Genomic DNA, 16,466 nt, shown 5'->3' with positions numbered 1-16,466 from the left:
TTTTCTTAACTCCAATTTCGGGGTAATGTTCTGACCAACATTATCCCCTTTTTATTTGTAGGACAGTTTCATGGGACATCGTTTAAGTAAAATCTATACACGTACAGGCGATTCGGGCACAACAGGTCTTGGGGATGGTTCACGTGTCGCTAAAGATGACTTACGAATTAATGCATTAGGTGATGTGGATGAACTCAATGCAACAATTGGCGTATTAAGAGCACAAATCAGCTCAAGCAAAGTTGAAAATAAAGCCGATTGGGATAAAAGTTTAAGCTTAATTCAACATTGGTTATTTGATTTAGGCGGTGAAGTTTGCATTCCAAACTATCATTTGCTCCAACCGATTTGTATCGAATTTCTCGAAAAAGAAATTGATCATATGAATGAATCTTTACCCATGCTCAAAGAGTTTATTTTACCATCAGGTAGCCTAGCATGTAGTTATGCACATCAAGCGCGTGCAGTTTGTCGTCGTGCTGAACGTGCATTATTATCAGTGCATAATCGCGATCAAAATATTCAAGCTACAGCATTACAACTCTTAAACCGTTTATCCGACTGGTTATTTGTTGCCTCACGTGCTTTGCAACGTGCAGAAGGCGGTAGCGAAGTGCTTTGGCAAAAAAACATTAATGATAGTATTGATCAAGCATAATTATTTTTAGGGTAAATCAAAAATGCGAATTATTGGTCATCGTGGTGCACGAGGCGAAGCGCCTGAAAATACATTAGGTGGTTTTCGTTATCTGCACGATTTAGGTATACGTGCGGTTGAATTTGATGTACGCCAACTTAAAGATGACCAATTGGTCGTGATTCATGATGATGATTTTGTTCGTACTGCTGGTCGCTCACAACAGGTAGAAAACTGTAATTTATTGGAAGCTCAACAATTTGATCATCGACATCAGTGGAAGGCGTGGGCATTTGAAGAGTACACCCCTAGTCTACCGCATGTTTTGGAATGTATCACTGATTTTGAACATATAGAAGTTGAGATTAAAGCCGTTACAGATGAAGCTGCGGCTGAGCGTTTAATTACTCAATTACATCAAGATTTAAAAGGTTTTGAAAAAGCCGCCACAATTACCAGTTTTGACATTAAGATTTTAGCTGCATTACAGCAATACCAAAGCCATTTTAAACGTGGTTTATTGATTGAAATCCCGATTGGCGAATATGCCATAGAACTTGCCCATCAATACGGCTGCGGTCAAATTGGCTGGAAAGATCAATTAGCAACTGATGAAATCATCAAATTAACTCAGCAAGCAAATTTGAATATCAGTGTTTGGACTGTGAATGAAGTTGAACGTGCCAAGCATCTTCAACAATTGGGTATTCAAGGTTTGATTACCGATGTACCCACCACGATGTTGCAGCATTTGAAGTAAGCTTAAAAGGCGGAATAAATTCCGCCTTTTTTTATTTTACTTTTTACGTTGTGCTTGAATTAAACGCTGTCCTTTTGCATCGAGTAAATATAAATTTGTACCATCAAATTGAAACCGTTCAACGCGTTGCAGTGAATCCATAATATCTGCTTCTTGTGCGAGTGCTTTATTACAACTGAAATGCCCCGCCATTACATCTAAATCCAGTTTGCGCTGTGTGAAATCATATTTATATCGACCATAAATATTATTGCAACCCGTATGACCCGAAACACTTGTAGCAACGGAGTGCAACGTGAAGCTTGGATATTGATTAAAGAATAAAGCACGTTTGTTTTGTATCATGGTAATTTGCCAATCGACATCCTGTACACCATCTGTACTTTTACGTATTTGGATTGCAGGCACTTGATTCACCCGCTTTGGTTGTAATGTTTTTTTCTGTACAGTTGTTGGTTGACTTTGACACGCTGTGAGTGCGACAAGTATAGGAAATATTAATGTTTTGTGAAAAAATGTCCTGAAAGAAAAAATAGGATTTTTCACGATAATTTGCTCAGACATTGATTTATTTCACCTTTTAACGAATTGACCAATTTAATAAACGAATCTTGTTACTGTTCTTTCGATACAACTGTAGAATAATGCTAGTGCTAATTTATATGAGCATGCTAATATCGAGACAAAATAGCAATATATCGTCATGATTGGTTTTGCTATCTCGTTTAGTTTTATTATCTTGTGCAAACAAGATTATTAGGAGCGCTGACGGATATGAATTCCGCCCCACTCAAGAAAGCACCCATTAATTGGATTGCAATTTTTGCATTGGTTTTTTTACCAATCATTGCGCTAATTACGATTCCAATCTATAGCTACCATCATGACTTCAGTATGGGCGCATGGATTAGCATGTTCGTCTTACTGGCTGTAAGCAGTTTAGGTATTACCGCTGGCTATCATCGTTTATGGGCACATCGTGCTTATGAAGCAGCTCTACCACTTAAAATCTTACTGATGATTGCTGGTACATTTGCAGTTCAAAACAGTATTTTGTTTTGGGCTTCTGGTCATCGTACACATCACCGCCACGTCGATGATGTCGATCAAGATCCTTATTCTATCAATAATGGCTTTTGGTATGCGCATATGGGTTGGATGTTACGTAACTACCCTGCGGCTGAACCAAACTATAAAAATGCACCAGACTTGTTGAATGACAAGCTCGTGATGTTTCAACATAAATATTATCTTCCAATGGTGATTGGCGTACACGTAGGTCTCCTGTTACCAATCGGTTGGCTTGTAGGTGATGTTTGGGGCGTACTGTTGCTTGGCGGTCTAGTTCGTTTATTTATTAGCCATCATGTGACATTTTTCATTAACTCACTTTGTCATATGTGGGGCAAACGTCCATATACTGATGAAAACACAGCGCGTGATAATTTTGTTTTAGCAATCCTCACTTGGGGTGAGGGTTATCATAACTACCACCATATTTTCCAATACGACTATCGTAATGGCGTGAAATGGTGGCAATATGACCCAACAAAATGGTTGATTTGGACAAGTTCTAAACTTGGTTTAGCAAAAAACTTACGTCGCATTCCAAGCTTTAATATCCAAAAAGCTGAACTTGCAATGAAGTTTAAATATGCTGAACAAGACCTTGCGATTTATGGTCATGATGTAAATACAGATATTGCGCAGATGAAACAACGTATCGCGCAAGAATATGAAGCATTTACACATACTTTAAATGATTGGGCTAAATTGAAAGAACAAGAGTTACAAGCAAAGAAAGCAGCAATGGCTGAAAAGATTCACCAAATGGATCATAAGCTTAAAGTTGATTTCCAGTTGCTTGAACATCGTTTGGCTCATCACCGTGAATGTTTAGAAACATTAGTTCGCAATATCAAAAAAGCACCTGTTTCTGAGTAATCAATTTACTCAATCAAAATGGTCTCTCAGTGAGGCCATTTTTTATGCCTATTAGAATAGCTTTAGTGCCTATCTCAAATTTGTTATAGTCCTTATCTACCCTCTAAGTCCGATAATGAACTTATGCATTTTAATCCACGCTATTCTTCACTTAATCCAAAGCTTTATCATCAACAACAACCAAGCCCTTTACGTGGTGCCAAAGCTGGTCATTTTAATGAAAGTTTAGCGGATGAATTACAGTGGAGTGAAGAAGATAAAGCGAACTGGGTTGAAATTTGTAGCGGACAAAAAACCTTCACCGACTTCCCACCTTTAGCGATGGTTTACGCAGGTCATCAGTTTGGGCAATGGGCAGGACAATTGGGTGATGGTCGTGGTTTATTAATCGGACAAATACTCAATAAGTATGGTGAGACGATCGATTTACACTTGAAAGGTGCTGGGTCTACTCCCTACTCGCGTATGGGTGATGGTCGTGCCGTACTTCGTTCAGTCATTCGAGAATATTTAGCAGGACATGCATTAAATGCTTTGGGTGTTGCTTCAAGTCATGCAGTCGGTTTCACCACTTCAACGCAGGGTGTACAGCGTGAAACCTTAGAACTCGGCGCAATGTTGTTGCGCACTTCAGAATGTCATATTCGTTTCGGTCATTTTGAGTGGATTAATCAATATGCCCCTGAGCTTTTAGCAGAGTTCACGCAGAAATGTATCGAATGGCACTATCCAGAATGTCTAGAAGCGGAACAGCCTATTCTCGCGTTCGTTGAAAAAGTAATTGAGCGTACTGCGATGATGATTGCCAAATGGCAATTAGTCGGTTTTGCACATGGTGTAATGAATACTGATAATCTCAATATCACAGGTTCAACCTTAGATTTTGGCCCATACGGTTTTATGGAGCGTTTCCGTCCAAATTGGATCAATAACCATTCTGACTATCAAGGTCGCTATACATACCAAAACCAACCAAGTGTTGGTCATTGGAATCTGTGGACATGGTTGAATAATTTAATTGCTCTAACAACACCTGAGCATAAAGAACAATTTAAACAAGATTTAGCAAAATGTTTGGAAAAATTTGAACCCATTTTTTTAGAACACTATGGGCAAGGCTTGTGTGAAAAGATGGGAGTTCCACATTTTCATAAGGATAGTCTCGATTGTAGTTTTGCTTTCTTGAGGATCTTGCAAGCAGAACAACTCGACTATACCCAAAGCTTTCTTCGTTTACAAAACCAAGAATATAAAGCACTGCGTGATGATTGCTTGGATATACGACAATTCGATAGCTTTCTTCAACAGTATCAATCGATTCGTGAACATCAGAATACTGAAGAGTTAGATCAAAATATGCGAAAAGCAAATCCGCACTATATTCTGCGTAATCATATGGCGCAGAAAGCAATTGAGCTTGCGGAGCGTGGTGATTTTAGTGAGGTTGATCGTTTATTTAAATTACTTAATCAGCCCTATACACAACAATTAGATTTAGAAGTTGAGCAAGACACTGCCCCATTACCAAGTGATGTTCCTGAAATTTCTGTTAGTTGTTCATCTTAAATATGACTAGGTTGAGTTTTTTGTACTGCGATTGCAGCTCAAGCGAACTTTCATCAGAAGATAAATTATGAAGCTAGGACTTGCTGTTGGATTTGCACTGCTGATTGTTTTAGTTGGCTTAGCTTTTTATAAATTTGAAAAGTTCTTACCAACGTCCATAAAACCCCATAAACCGCTTTCAATCGCAGATATACAACGGCTCAATCAAACTAAACCAGTCACATCCATTGAGGTTTATAAAAGCCAAAGAGTTTTACAACTCAAACATCATGATGCGTTGATCAGAAGCTACCCGATTCGTTTGGGTTTTGATCCTATTGGGCATAAACAGTTTGAAGGCGATGGTAAAACACCTGAAGGTAGCTATACTATTGATTGGCGCAATCCTCAAAGTGCTTACTATAAATCTTTGCATATCTCCTATCCGAATACCAAAGATAAGGCTTATGCTGAACAGCATCAGAAATCCGCAGGCGGTGATGTCATGATTCACGGAACAGTGCCTAAACGTGCAACTTCATTTGCAGCAAGTGCAACCTACATGCCTCGTAAAGACTGGACTTTGGGTTGTATCGCTGTAACTAATGCAGATATGGATGAAATTTGGTCATTAGTACCCAACAATACAAAGATCAATATTTATCCATAATTCTTTAAAATTATCCACATTTTCTGTGGATAATACTGTGGTTATCCACAGGATAAAAGAATAAATCTCTATATCGGCATACGAATACATTTTAATGACAAGTAAGCGATTCACATGCTACCAAATGACTGACGCATTATTTATCAAATTCGTAAGTCATGCTTTTCAAATATTCAAAAATCTAAACGAAAAAAATATGAGAAGATAAACTCAATCTGATCGAGGGGATTTAGAGATGTCTCAAAAAAATTTAATTACAACAATTTTGATTTGTATGCTGTCAGGTTTTCATTTCGCACATGCCATGCCCATGTCTGATCAAGATACTCAAGTGATTTCTCGATCAGCTCTCGGGGTTTGGATGTTGAAACAGGATTTAAATCAACCCAAATACAACTGCGCGATTCAATTTATATCGGCAAAAGATACCCAAACCAGTTTTTCTATTTTTGGTGCAACAAAACAGTCTTCACATGCAACGATTTTATTTCAGGCTAAAAGTATTCCTACAACACTTGCTCCAGCAGAAATGCAGATCCAACTTAGACAACAAAATTTAGCACCGACCGCATTAAAAGCCCAACTTTTGCCAAGTTCAAACGTAGGCATGCTCGCAGTGAATACAGGAGATATTCAACAAACGCTTAAATCCATGCGTGATCAAGAAAAAGATATGCAGTTAAAATTGAATGATGCCACTATTTACACGCTGAACTATGAAGGTCTTGCTCAAGCACGCACAGCGATGCAAGATTGTCTCTCTGGTAAAGTAGTTAAGATCAAATCATTAAAACAAGCAACCGCAGAAATTCGTCCAGTCGGTCATTCTACTATTACAGGTCAAGCATTCTATAAAGGTGCTGTACTTGCAAAGAAACAATATCCACCAAAAGACAGTCAAGCAGTGGGTTTGATCTGGATGACAGACGAATTTAAAACATGGTATGAGCAAGTCAAACGTAATCAGAAACTTCCTACGCACATACCTGAATCGATTCTCAAGCATTTCATGTCGACACGTATTTTAGATAATCAAGGTCGTTTCAAATTCACAAACTTGCCTGCTGGCGATTACATACTGATTGCAAACTTTTCATATGAAAAAAATGTCAGCCATACCGAAGTCGTTGGACGAACTGATGTTTATGTGGGGAATCAATATGTCGGCTCAAACGACCAAATTGCACGCTGGAACTATATTGTGAAAGAAGGAACTTCTTTCGAGAAACCTGTCAAAATATTGAAAGATGGAGACACAATAAATGTAAGTTTAGATAAATCACAAATTATGTGCTTTTTGGTCTGTTTCTAAATTTCATTAGGCTTGCCTTATCAAGGTCATAAGGCAAGCGCTTATATTAATTTATTCTGGATATTCAAAACGATAGCCAACACCATAAACAGCCTGAATCCACTCATGTCGATTACCTGTTTCAGCAGCTTCAGTAATTTTACGACGTAGATTCTTAATATGGCTATCGATGACACGGTCTGCCACATCAAAACTATCTGGATTAATATGATCCAACAACTGTGCGCGTGAATAGACTTGACCTAAATGTTCTAAGAATAATTCTAATAAACGGAACTCTGTTGGCGTTAAAGTCAACGCTTTTTGTTGATACCAAATTCGTTGTTGAGCTTTATCAATACGGAATAAATCATTTTGCTCTGGTTCAGCCTTACGCTCTAAACGGCGTAACACCGCTTGCACACGAGCAACCAATTCTTTCGGGCTAAATGGCTTACAGATATAGTCATCTGCACCCATATTTAATCCTAAAACACGATCAATTTCTTCTGTTCTCGCAGTCACCATGATAATCGGTAAATCAGACTGTTCACGCACTTTACGGCAAATCGTTAAGCCATCCATACGCGGTACCATAAGATCCAAAATCATCAAATTTGGTTTGCGCTGCTGAAACTGAGCATAAGCATCTTGACCATCATGAAACATGCTCACTTCAAAACCAGCAGCTTCCAAATAATCACGAACCAACTGTGCCAGTTCAACTTCATCTTCAACCAACATAATGTGTTTCATGGTTTTCATCCTATCTATCATCCTCAACATCAGAGGAGCTAAAAGTTATTTAATTGATTTTGGAAAAGTCAGTACACAACGTAATCCACCTAATGGTGAATGTTCAAATGTGAGTGAGCCACCTAATGCTTGCGCCAATTTACATGACAGCGCTAAACCTAAACCTGTACCACCCGTACTCCGTGTACGAGAATCATCAACACGATAAAAACGTTCGCCTAAGCGCGCCAGTTGCTCGTCATTTAAACCAAACGGACTGTCATCCACATACAATATCCATTGTTGCTCATTTTGTTGAGTATGAATCTGTATCTTTCCACCTTGCTCTGTATATCGAACGCAATTACCTAATAAATTGACAATAATTTGTTTAAAGCGATCGCGATCTAAAGACAAAATCAAACCTTCACCTGAAAGCAAAACTTCGAGTTGGTTTTGCTCAAAGGTCGACTTAAAGTTCTCAGCTTCCTGTAACACCACTTCCCAAGGATTGACCTCAGCAAAATAACATTTCAGTTGTTGAGCATCAGCTTGTGCTAAATCCGCCAAATCTTGAGTCAACTTTTTCAAACTTGACACTTGTCTCATCATGGCACTTAAATGTTCTGGCGTGGCTTTACGAATGCCGTCTTGCATCGCCTCAATCTGAGCTTGTAAAACCGCTAAAGGGGTTTTTAATTCATGTGACGTGTCCGCAACCCATTGCCGACGAGATTCTTCGTGTTGATGTAAAATATCAGACAAATTATTGATTTGGTTTGACAAATCACCCAACTCATCATTCCGTCTAATCTTCACTTGATGTTGATAGTTTCCGCGAGTTAATTCTAAAGTGGCATTAAGCAAACGTTGAATTGGCTTTTTAAAATAGGTCGCCATTAATAATGCAGCAACTAAACTAGATAATACAGTGAGCACATAAACCAAAAATAGATAACGCTTTTGATTACTAAAGAAGTTAATACTTGATGCATCATCCTGATCTAAAACAGGTTTCAAACCTAAATAACCAACCACTTTTTCCCCGACAACAATCGGACGAAATGAAAGTTGATCGCTCGCAGGCTCACCTACAATAAATTGCTGTTTGTCATCATACAAAGACAATCGAGAACTCAATCCTAAACGATCTGGAATGGAGACAAATTGTTTTTTCACATGGTTCTGATTATTGTTCGAACTAACCGCTTGCTTCGAGTCATTCGCTTCTTTTTTTAAGCGAAATTGACTTGGACTCAACGGAAAACGCAAACCTTCAAAGGGTTGATATTCTGAGGGTAAATTCAGTTTTAATATTTTTAACTCTTCATCATTAAAGATTTGGCGATTTTTAATTTCAGTATTATTTTGCGCTAAGGTTGGAGATAGACTGAGTAGCGTGTGATCATTGAAGTAACGTTGCTGCAAAGCAATATCATATTGGCGACGTAACCACCACTGAGAAAGTCGATCATAGTCGTCGGGTGCAGCAGTCCCTTCAATTTGTAAAATCTGCGCCTGAATCGCATTGCCCCAATCGTGATAAACCGTATAGACATTACCTAAGTTAGCAATCAGTCGATCCAATTTTTGCATTTCCACATCAGCCACATAACGTGCAAAGTTCTTTTGCATAGTCCAATGCAAAATACCTAAGCTAATCGTTGCGATGAGCAAAGTGGTCAATAAAACAGTTAAAAACAAGCGTAAGGCTAAGGGCACGCGACGAACATTCAAATGCAGAATCTCAATAGTGTTCTATTTATGGATTGTAACCAACATGGTCGAAAAAAACTCTCCATTGTTTCTTCATCTTTATTATCTAATCTTTAATGATCAAATCTCAACTGATCACGCTGGATAAAACAATGAATAAGACCAAAATTGTACTTATGACAACTCTGCTCGGTTCTGCTTTGGGTTTGGCGGCCTGCCAATCAACCCCACCTACAGACCAAGCAATGAAACACGATCATCAACGTCATAATATGCAACGCGCTCCGCTGACACCAGAACAACGTGCCGAATGGCAAGCAAAACGTGAGCAGCGTTTAGAACAACGTGATCAAATGCGCCAGCAACATCAAGCTCAAAAAGCTCAAATTGAAAAAGCCTGTCAAGGTAAACGTATTGGCGAAAAAGTTAATGTTCAATGGAATAATCGCATCATTGAGGGAACTTGCGACGTTCGTTTTACCCCAGATAAATCTCAGTTCAAACGTCAAACCAACCCAACAAGCTAATCCCCTCTTCCTCATGGCGCTTTTAAGCGCCTTTTTTTTAACTTTTAAAATTGGTGTTCCACTGCGATTTAGATTGATAAAATAAAACTTATACCTTGAATTATTTCATTAAAATTCTTATTTAAATGCAATCAACGCCATGATTTTAAATTTTTTTAATTTTTCTTTCATTCGTAAATATATTTAACAATTCATAAGAATTCATTTCTTTTTTTTATCCAAATTTAGACTAAATCAGTCATTACACAGCTGCTTACGATTTTCAATTAGCAAAATGAGAAAAAATCTTAAAAACCACATACAATCTAAGCGCTTATACAGGCAACACGACAATCTTTGACTTCACAGTCACTAAGAAATGACCTGTAATAGCTTGTACCGAACTATAACTTGTTGCACGATTAGCAGTACAAAATGGTGCCATTGGGCACATTTATCATTGACTAAGATTATAACTCTGGTTTAACCAGTATTGAGGAACCCGCTATGCCACAATACAAAGCACCCTTACGTGATATGCAGTTCGTATTGCACGAATTATTAAACGCTGAAGCACATTACGCGAAACTTCCTGCATTTCAAGACACAGTAAGCCGTGAATTGGTTGATCAATATCTAGAAGCAGCGGCTGATTTTTGTGAGAATGAACTTTCTCCAATTAATCAAACAGGCGACCGTGAAGGTTGTACTTGGAATGATGGTGTTGTTACTACACCTACAGGCTTTAAAGAAGCGTATCAAAAATATATCGAATTAGGCTTCCCTTCTCTTTCTGCTGATGAAGAGTTTGGCGGTCAAGCATTACCAAACTCATTAGGGATTTCGATCTCTGAAATGGTGGGTACAGCAAACTGGTCTTGGGGTATGTACCCAGGTCTTTCTCATGGTGCTGTTCGTACAATTGAACACCACGGTTCTGATGAGCAAAAAGCGACTTATATGCCAAACCTTGTATCAGGTGTTTGGACAGGTACCATGTGCTTAACAGAATCTCATGCTGGTTCAGACTTAGGTATTATTCGTACTAAAGCAGAACCAAATGATGATGGTAGCTATGCAATTTCTGGCGAGAAAATCTTTATCTCTGCTGGTGAACATGACATGGCGGACAACATCGTTCACATCGTTCTTGCACGTTTACCAGGTGCACCTAAAGGCACTAAAGGTATTTCTCTCTTCATCGTACCTAAGTTCCTTGTAAATGCTGACGGTTCAGTTGGCGAGCGTAACGCTGTACGTTGTGGTTCGATCGAACACAAAATGGGTATCCATGGTAACGCAACTTGCGTAATCAACTTTGATAAAGCAAAAGGTTACTTGATTGGACCAGAAAACCGCGGTCTAAACTGCATGTTCACATTCATGAACACTGCACGTATTGGTACGGCAGTTCAAGGTCTTGCTGCATCTGAAGGCTCTTTCCAAGGTGCTTTAGCATATGCGAAAGATCGTTTAGCAATGCGCTCACTTTCAGGTCCTAAAGCGCCTGAAAAAGAAGCAGATCCAATTATTGTTCACCCTGCTGTCCGTAACATGCTTTTAACTCAAAAAGCATTTGCTGAAGGTGGTCGTGCACTAGTTTATTTATTGGCTCAGTATGCAGATATCGTTGAAAAAGGCGAAACTGAAGAAGAACGTAAGTTTGCTGACAACATCTTATCTTTGTTAACTCCAATTGCTAAAGCATTCTTAACTGAAACCGGTTCTGAATCTGCGAAGCATGGTGTGCAAGTATTTGGTGGTCACGGCTTTATTTCTGAGCACGGTATGGAGCAAATCGTACGTGATACACGTATTGCTTGCTTATACGAAGGTACTACTGAAATCCAAGCGCTTGATTTGTTAGGTCGTAAAGTGTTGCAAACTCAAGGTGCAATGCTTAAAGATTTCACTAAGATCATCCATAAATTTGTTGAAGCAAACAAAGACAATGCTGCAATGCAAGAATTCATTGCACCATTGGCTGCTGCAAACAAAGAATGGGGCGATATCACCATGCAAATCGGTATGCGTGCAATGCAAAATCCTGATGAAGTGGGTGCAGCTGCGGTTGACTACTTATACTTCTCTGGTTATGTAACGCTTGCTTACTTATGGGCGCGTATGGCACTTGTTGCTCAAGAGAAATTGGCTGAAGGTTCAACTGAAGTTGACTTCTACAATGCAAAAGTGACCACTGCTCGCTTCTACTTCAAGAAGATCTTGCCACGTGTTCGCTCACATGTAGATGTTCTTTCAACTGGCGTAGCGCCATTGTTTGAACTTGATGCGGAACACTTCGCGTTCTAATCATAGATTAGAATGAGATGCAACGTTCATCACAAAAAAAGGACTGGTCAGTTTTGACCGTCCTTTTTTTGTTTAATCAATGCTAAATTTACCTTATTCATTTATTTGTTCGTTTTATTTGATCACTTTGCACATGACCTGTGCGTAGAAGGGAACGATTATGCCAATTTACAATGCTCCTTTAGCAGACATGAAATTCATCTTAAATGATGTATTTAAAGCAGAACAATTTTGGCAGTCTAATGAGAAACTTGCTCATGTAGATGCCGCAACCGCTGAAGCAATTTTAGAAGAAATGGCTAAATTTGCCCAAAACGTCACTCACCCACTTAACCGTACAGGTGATGAAGAAGGCGCACGTTGGGAAAATGGCGAAGTTTTCACACCAGCTGGTTTTAAAGAAGCTTTCCGTCAATACGCTGAAGGTGGTTGGATCGGCTTAGGTGCAGATGAAGAATGGGGCGGTCAGGCAATGCCTAAGATGCTGACTGTACTCTCTGATGAAATGTTATTCGCAACGAATCCTTCATTCATGCTCTACCCGCTTCTTTCTGTTGGTGCAGGTATGGCTTTAAACAGCTATGCTTCACAAGAGCAAAAAGAAACTTATTTACCTAAAATCTACTCAGGCGAATGGTCAGGCACCATGTGCTTAACTGAGCCACATGCAGGTACAGATTTAGGGATTATTAAAACTAAAGCTGAACCAAATGAAGATGGTACCTACCATATTACAGGTACTAAAATCTTCATCACTGGCGGCGATAACGATCTAGCTGAAAACATTATTCACCTTGTACTTGCGAAAACACCAAATGCTCCTGCGGGTTCACGTGGTATCTCGTTATTCATCGTACCTAAGTTCCTGTTAAATGAAGATGGTTCACTGGGTGAACGCAACCCTGTTGGTCCTGGTTCTATCGAACATAAAATGGGGATCAAAGCCTCTGCAACATGTGTAATGAACTTTGACGGTGCGAAAGGCTACCTCGTTGGTAAAGAAAACGAAGGTTTGGCTGCGATGTTCGTAATGATGAACTATGAACGTTTGTCAATGGGTATCCAAGGTCTGGGTGCTTCTGAATTTGCTTATCAAAATGCAGCACAATACGCGACTGATCGTTTACAAGGTCGTAGCGCTGCTGGTGTTCAATCTCCAAACAAACCTGCTGATAGCATTTTAGTGCATGGTGATGTACGTCGCATGTTGCTCAACGTACGTGCCAATAATGAAGCTTCTCGTGCATTTGCAGTGTACGTTGGTCAACAACTCGACATCACTAAATTCTCAACTGATGCTGAAGCTGTTAAAAAAGCCAATGACCGTGTCGCTCTATTAACGCCAATTGCAAAAGCATATCTCACTGATACTGCCTTCCAAGCAACCTTAGATGCTCAAATGGTATTTGGCGGTCATGGTTATATTCGTGAATGGGGTATGGAACAATGTATCCGTGATCTTCGTATTGCTCAGATTTACGAAGGTACAAACGGCGTTCAATCTCAAGATTTAATTGGTCGTAAAACCATTAAATGTGGTGGTGCTTTCATCGCAGAGTACATCACTGAAATCCGTGATTTTGCCAATGCATTAGATACTGATTTAAACTTCATTAAAGATGCAACTTTAGACGCTGCAACTGAAATTGAAGCAATCACTCAGTTCATCATTGAGCAAGCTGCTGAAAATGTAGACTTCCCGAATGCTGCTGCAGTAGATTACTTACATGCAGTTGGTTTACTCAGCTTCGCATATATGTTTGCTAAAATCTCAGCTGCGGCAAAAGATAAGTCTGGTGATTTCTATCAAAACAAACTTGCTTTAGCACAATACTTCGTCGATCGCATCTTACCTGAAATCGACTCTCGTTTAGCAAAAATCAAAGCGGGTTCTGACTTGATCATGAACTTCAGCGAAGATTACTTCACAAACCAAGCTTAATGCTTTAAGCAGAAAAAAGCGTCTGAATATTCAGACGCTTTTTTATTTCAATGATTCAGAACTTTAATATTTAGCTGACTTTATATAAAAACAATACCGATTGTAAATAATCTAAATTTCAAAACATTTATCCTTTCATTTAGATTCCATAAGTTTCACTACGTTTTGTGCACGAAATTTGCTGTATATTCTCGACATCCCCAAAGATTATTCCATCCATATGTCCAATTCAAAACAGAAACTTGAAAACTTACAGCGTCTTTTCGATCGCTTCGGTCACTATGCCGTTGAAGCATTCCATTATTTGGCATTGTTTATTATTGGCTGTATGGTCGCATGGTCAGCAGTACATACAGTTATTGATATTTTAACAGTTAAGCAATATGCAACCATTGACGACATTTTATTGCTCTTTATTTATCTTGAGCTAGGTGCAATGGTTGGAATTTATTTTAAAACCAATCATATGCCTGTGCGTTTTTTGATTTATGTCGCAATAACTGCACTGACTCGACTTTTAATTGCAGACATCCAACATAATCATAAAGCATCTATGGATTTGGTAATTATCACAGGTTCTATTTTAATTTTAGCTTTCGCCATTCTAATCGTACGTTTTGCTTCATGGAATTATCCATCTGTCATTCGAGGCAAAGAGCAAGAACAACAAGTTCCAGTAAATAAAACACCTCGACCACAAGATGATGAACTCGCATAAAAAAAAGCAGGCTTTGTGCCTGCTTTTTTATTGATTGATTTATCCAACTCGATAAATTCTGTACTTAGAATCGACCAACACATATTTGCCTTGTACTTGCATCCAATTGTAACCGCGTGGTGGTTGATATAAACGATGATAGCGATAATTAGAAACGACATAACGATTACTACGGAATTCTGACGGTAATCGCTCACCACGTTTGAAATTGATACGTTGACCATAATGATGACCTCGATCATCCTTAGACCATCGAGGTTGTTCACGATGATCATGACGTTTGTCATAACGTTGTTCATAGCGATCTTTATAATCGTGGTGATTATTCCAACGATTAGAATCTGCCATCGCTGAGGCTGATATGCCAAGCATAAGAGATGATACGAGTAATACGACTGTCTTTTTCATTGTTTAATCCTTTGTTTCGATCTGAGTTCAGATTAAGAGAAACTCAAGGAGAAACCATGAATAAAACACACGACATTGCAAAGCTTTGTAATGAAATCCAAGAAATTATGAAGATTCATTTCCTGTTAAATTTTTATAAACCTAATTTAAAATCAGCGGATAATCTCAATTCGGAAATTATCATCAGTCACTAAAAAATAACGTCCCTCAATCATCACCCAGTGCCGACCTCTTGGTGGTTCTCGCAATGAATAAGAATTCCAATCCTCAATCACGTAACGTTCACTGCGAAACTCGTTCGGCAACTCATTCCCTACCACAAACGACTCTCTACGATAACGATGCTCATATTGAGTCTCAGGATAATATTCAATACGCACGCCAGGACGATGATTTGGATAATGGGAATAATTATTTTGATTTGGTTGATAGTAATAGCCTTTTGGGGGCGCAGTCGGTGTGTAACGCTGATTTGAAAATGCAAAAGGATCTTGTGCTGGTTGTTGATAAGTAGGTGCTTGCTGGTAAGGTCTGCGCTCAACCGAACTGTACCCACCCCATGCATTATCAGCAAATGTGCTTATAGGGAGATAGCTCAGCACGCCCATCAAGCCGTAAAAATATATTTTTGATTGCTTCATCATGATCTCCCTAAAAATCTGACTATCTTTATATTTTAGAATAAATTATATACAGGACTGTTGTAATAATATTTTTTCAGATTAGCCGTTCTATTCAATAGATAAACAGCATGCAGCTATATACATAGATAGATATGTTAAAATCAGTTTTTGGATTTTGAGGCAATATCTGTGGCTGAAATGAATTTTGATCGTCTCTATCAATTTTTTTGTAAAGTTCCAAGTGTGCAAGAATCACTGATTGTGGCACATGGTACAGATGGTCAACATGCATGGTGGTTTAAATTCAATATTAATGTTGAACATCCACTCGCATGGCAAACAGTTCAAGAGCTTGGACATGTACTCAATTATTTATCGACCAATGAGCGTTTACCCACGCAGTTTTTCCCTGTTTCACCCCCACCCTACATGAATGGGGAAGCAAAAGATTTTCTCGGTTGGGTCATTCAATGCAACCATGCTGAGTTTAATCCAGATGTTGTTTGTGATTGGTTAGAAGCACGCTTGCCAAATCCAGTGGATGATGAAAGTCAGTGGAAAATTAAAACCGATCTGAGTGAACTTGAAACGTTAACAGATAAGGATTTAGATCAGTTGGTGCCACCAAGCCCTTAATTTTTTACTGATTATGTATTGCTTT

At 38.8% G+C, this 16,466-nt stretch carries 16 protein-coding genes; 11 read left to right on the top strand and 5 right to left on the bottom strand.

The window, feature by feature from the left end:
• The first annotated feature begins 70 nt into the window (after positions 1–70).
• Together NGC85_RS03155 and NGC85_RS03150 are read left to right on the top strand one after the other, a co-directional pair.
• Positions 71–658, top strand: a complete 588-nt coding sequence (locus NGC85_RS03155; RefSeq protein WP_254804806.1) for a cob(I)yrinic acid a,c-diamide adenosyltransferase — start codon at positions 71–73, stop codon at positions 656–658.
• A 22-nt stretch (positions 659–680) separates the two neighbouring features.
• The gene (locus NGC85_RS03150) at positions 681–1,397 is read left to right on the top strand and encodes a glycerophosphodiester phosphodiesterase (protein WP_254804805.1); all 717 of its coding nucleotides are present in this window, start codon (positions 681–683) and stop codon (positions 1,395–1,397) included.
• 36 nt (positions 1,398–1,433) lie between these two features.
• Here NGC85_RS03150 and NGC85_RS03145 read toward each other — a convergent pair whose 3' ends face one another.
• Complete coding sequence (locus NGC85_RS03145; RefSeq protein WP_254804804.1) at positions 1,434–1,961, bottom strand: META domain-containing protein; 528 nt, start codon at positions 1,959–1,961, stop codon at positions 1,434–1,436.
• A 210-nt stretch (positions 1,962–2,171) separates the two neighbouring features.
• Between NGC85_RS03145 and NGC85_RS03140 the strand changes: the two genes are divergently transcribed.
• The 4 genes from NGC85_RS03140 (at position 2,172) to NGC85_RS03125 (ending at position 6,868) form a co-directional block, all read left to right on the top strand.
• Complete coding sequence (locus NGC85_RS03140) at positions 2,172–3,341, top strand: acyl-CoA desaturase (protein WP_254804803.1); 1,170 nt, start codon at positions 2,172–2,174, stop codon at positions 3,339–3,341.
• A 123-nt stretch (positions 3,342–3,464) separates the two neighbouring features.
• The gene (locus NGC85_RS03135) at positions 3,465–4,907 is read left to right on the top strand and encodes a YdiU family protein (protein ID WP_254804802.1); all 1,443 of its coding nucleotides are present in this window, start codon (positions 3,465–3,467) and stop codon (positions 4,905–4,907) included.
• Between the two features lie 67 nt (positions 4,908–4,974).
• Positions 4,975–5,556 (top strand): murein L,D-transpeptidase family protein, encoded by a 582-nt coding sequence (locus NGC85_RS03130; RefSeq protein ID WP_254804801.1) that lies wholly within the window; start codon positions 4,975–4,977, stop codon positions 5,554–5,556.
• Positions 5,557–5,791: 235 nt separating this feature from the next.
• Positions 5,792–6,868 carry a hypothetical protein gene (locus tag NGC85_RS03125; RefSeq protein ID WP_254804800.1) on the top strand — a complete coding sequence of 359 codons (1,077 nt, stop codon included), beginning with the start codon at positions 5,792–5,794 and terminating at the stop codon, positions 6,866–6,868.
• Between the two features lie 51 nt (positions 6,869–6,919).
• On the opposite strand, the gene NGC85_RS03120 is transcribed toward NGC85_RS03125, so the two are convergent.
• On the bottom strand, positions 6,920–7,603 hold the full coding sequence (locus tag NGC85_RS03120; RefSeq protein WP_005061478.1) for a response regulator: 684 nt from the start codon (positions 7,601–7,603) through the stop codon (positions 6,920–6,922).
• A gap of 45 nt (positions 7,604–7,648) precedes the next feature.
• The gene (baeS, locus tag NGC85_RS03115; RefSeq protein ID WP_254804799.1) at positions 7,649–9,319 is read right to left on the bottom strand and encodes a sensor histidine kinase efflux regulator BaeS; all 1,671 of its coding nucleotides are present in this window, start codon (positions 9,317–9,319) and stop codon (positions 7,649–7,651) included.
• A gap of 131 nt (positions 9,320–9,450) precedes the next feature.
• On the opposite strand from baeS, the gene NGC85_RS03110 reads away from it, so the two are divergent.
• From NGC85_RS03110 to NGC85_RS03095, 4 genes are all read left to right on the top strand, one after another.
• A complete protein-coding gene (locus tag NGC85_RS03110) occupies positions 9,451–9,825 on the top strand; it encodes a heavy-metal resistance (RefSeq protein ID WP_254804798.1) in 375 nt (124 codons plus the stop codon).
• A 486-nt stretch (positions 9,826–10,311) separates the two neighbouring features.
• A complete protein-coding gene (locus NGC85_RS03105) occupies positions 10,312–12,114 on the top strand; it encodes an acyl-CoA dehydrogenase C-terminal domain-containing protein (RefSeq protein ID WP_254804797.1) in 1,803 nt (600 codons plus the stop codon).
• Between the two features lie 160 nt (positions 12,115–12,274).
• Positions 12,275–14,056: an acyl-CoA dehydrogenase C-terminal domain-containing protein gene (locus NGC85_RS03100; RefSeq protein ID WP_254804796.1), complete on the top strand. Its 1,782-nt coding sequence runs from the start codon at positions 12,275–12,277 to the stop codon at positions 14,054–14,056.
• Positions 14,057–14,276: 220 nt separating this feature from the next.
• Complete coding sequence (locus NGC85_RS03095) at positions 14,277–14,774, top strand: phosphate-starvation-inducible protein PsiE (RefSeq protein WP_005061467.1); 498 nt, start codon at positions 14,277–14,279, stop codon at positions 14,772–14,774.
• 39 nt (positions 14,775–14,813) lie between these two features.
• On the opposite strand, the gene NGC85_RS03090 is transcribed toward NGC85_RS03095, so the two are convergent.
• Positions 14,814–15,182 (bottom strand): RcnB family protein, encoded by a 369-nt coding sequence (locus tag NGC85_RS03090; RefSeq protein WP_005055944.1) that lies wholly within the window; start codon positions 15,180–15,182, stop codon positions 14,814–14,816.
• Positions 15,183–15,334: 152 nt separating this feature from the next.
• Positions 15,335–15,823, bottom strand: a complete 489-nt coding sequence (locus NGC85_RS03085) for an RcnB family protein (RefSeq protein ID WP_254804795.1) — start codon at positions 15,821–15,823, stop codon at positions 15,335–15,337.
• Between the two features lie 171 nt (positions 15,824–15,994).
• Between NGC85_RS03085 and NGC85_RS03080 the strand changes: the two genes are divergently transcribed.
• Positions 15,995–16,441 (top strand): hypothetical protein, encoded by a 447-nt coding sequence (locus NGC85_RS03080; protein WP_005061464.1) that lies wholly within the window; start codon positions 15,995–15,997, stop codon positions 16,439–16,441.
• Positions 16,442–16,466 lie beyond the last annotated feature (25 nt).

Source organism: Acinetobacter sp. Z1, from assembly GCF_024296945.1.
Classification (GTDB): domain Bacteria; phylum Pseudomonadota; class Gammaproteobacteria; order Pseudomonadales; family Moraxellaceae; genus Acinetobacter; species Acinetobacter beijerinckii.
The sequence above is the reverse complement of the archived record's forward strand: the minus strand, read 5'-3'. Positions and strand labels throughout refer to the sequence as shown.

Coding starts and splice junctions, on each gene's coding strand:
- NGC85_RS03105 (WP_254804797.1), top strand. CDS start 10,312: ATGCCACAATACAAAGCACCCTTACGTGATATGCAGTTCGTATTGCAC.
- NGC85_RS03110 (WP_254804798.1), top strand. CDS start 9,451: ATGAATAAGACCAAAATTGTACTTATGACAACTCTGCTCGGTTCTGCT.
- NGC85_RS03130 (WP_254804801.1), top strand. CDS start 4,975: ATGAAGCTAGGACTTGCTGTTGGATTTGCACTGCTGATTGTTTTAGTT.
- NGC85_RS03095 (WP_005061467.1), top strand. CDS start 14,277: ATGTCCAATTCAAAACAGAAACTTGAAAACTTACAGCGTCTTTTCGAT.
- NGC85_RS03150 (WP_254804805.1), top strand. CDS start 681: ATGCGAATTATTGGTCATCGTGGTGCACGAGGCGAAGCGCCTGAAAAT.
- NGC85_RS03100 (WP_254804796.1), top strand. CDS start 12,275: ATGCCAATTTACAATGCTCCTTTAGCAGACATGAAATTCATCTTAAAT.
- NGC85_RS03145 (WP_254804804.1), bottom strand. CDS start 1,961: ATGTCTGAGCAAATTATCGTGAAAAATCCTATTTTTTCTTTCAGGACA.
- NGC85_RS03090 (WP_005055944.1), bottom strand. CDS start 15,182: ATGAAAAAGACAGTCGTATTACTCGTATCATCTCTTATGCTTGGCATA.
- NGC85_RS03085 (WP_254804795.1), bottom strand. CDS start 15,823: ATGAAGCAATCAAAAATATATTTTTACGGCTTGATGGGCGTGCTGAGC.
- NGC85_RS03140 (WP_254804803.1), top strand. CDS start 2,172: ATGAATTCCGCCCCACTCAAGAAAGCACCCATTAATTGGATTGCAATT.
- NGC85_RS03120 (WP_005061478.1), bottom strand. CDS start 7,603: ATGAAACACATTATGTTGGTTGAAGATGAAGTTGAACTGGCACAGTTG.
- NGC85_RS03155 (WP_254804806.1), top strand. CDS start 71: ATGGGACATCGTTTAAGTAAAATCTATACACGTACAGGCGATTCGGGC.
- NGC85_RS03135 (WP_254804802.1), top strand. CDS start 3,465: ATGCATTTTAATCCACGCTATTCTTCACTTAATCCAAAGCTTTATCAT.
- NGC85_RS03125 (WP_254804800.1), top strand. CDS start 5,792: ATGTCTCAAAAAAATTTAATTACAACAATTTTGATTTGTATGCTGTCA.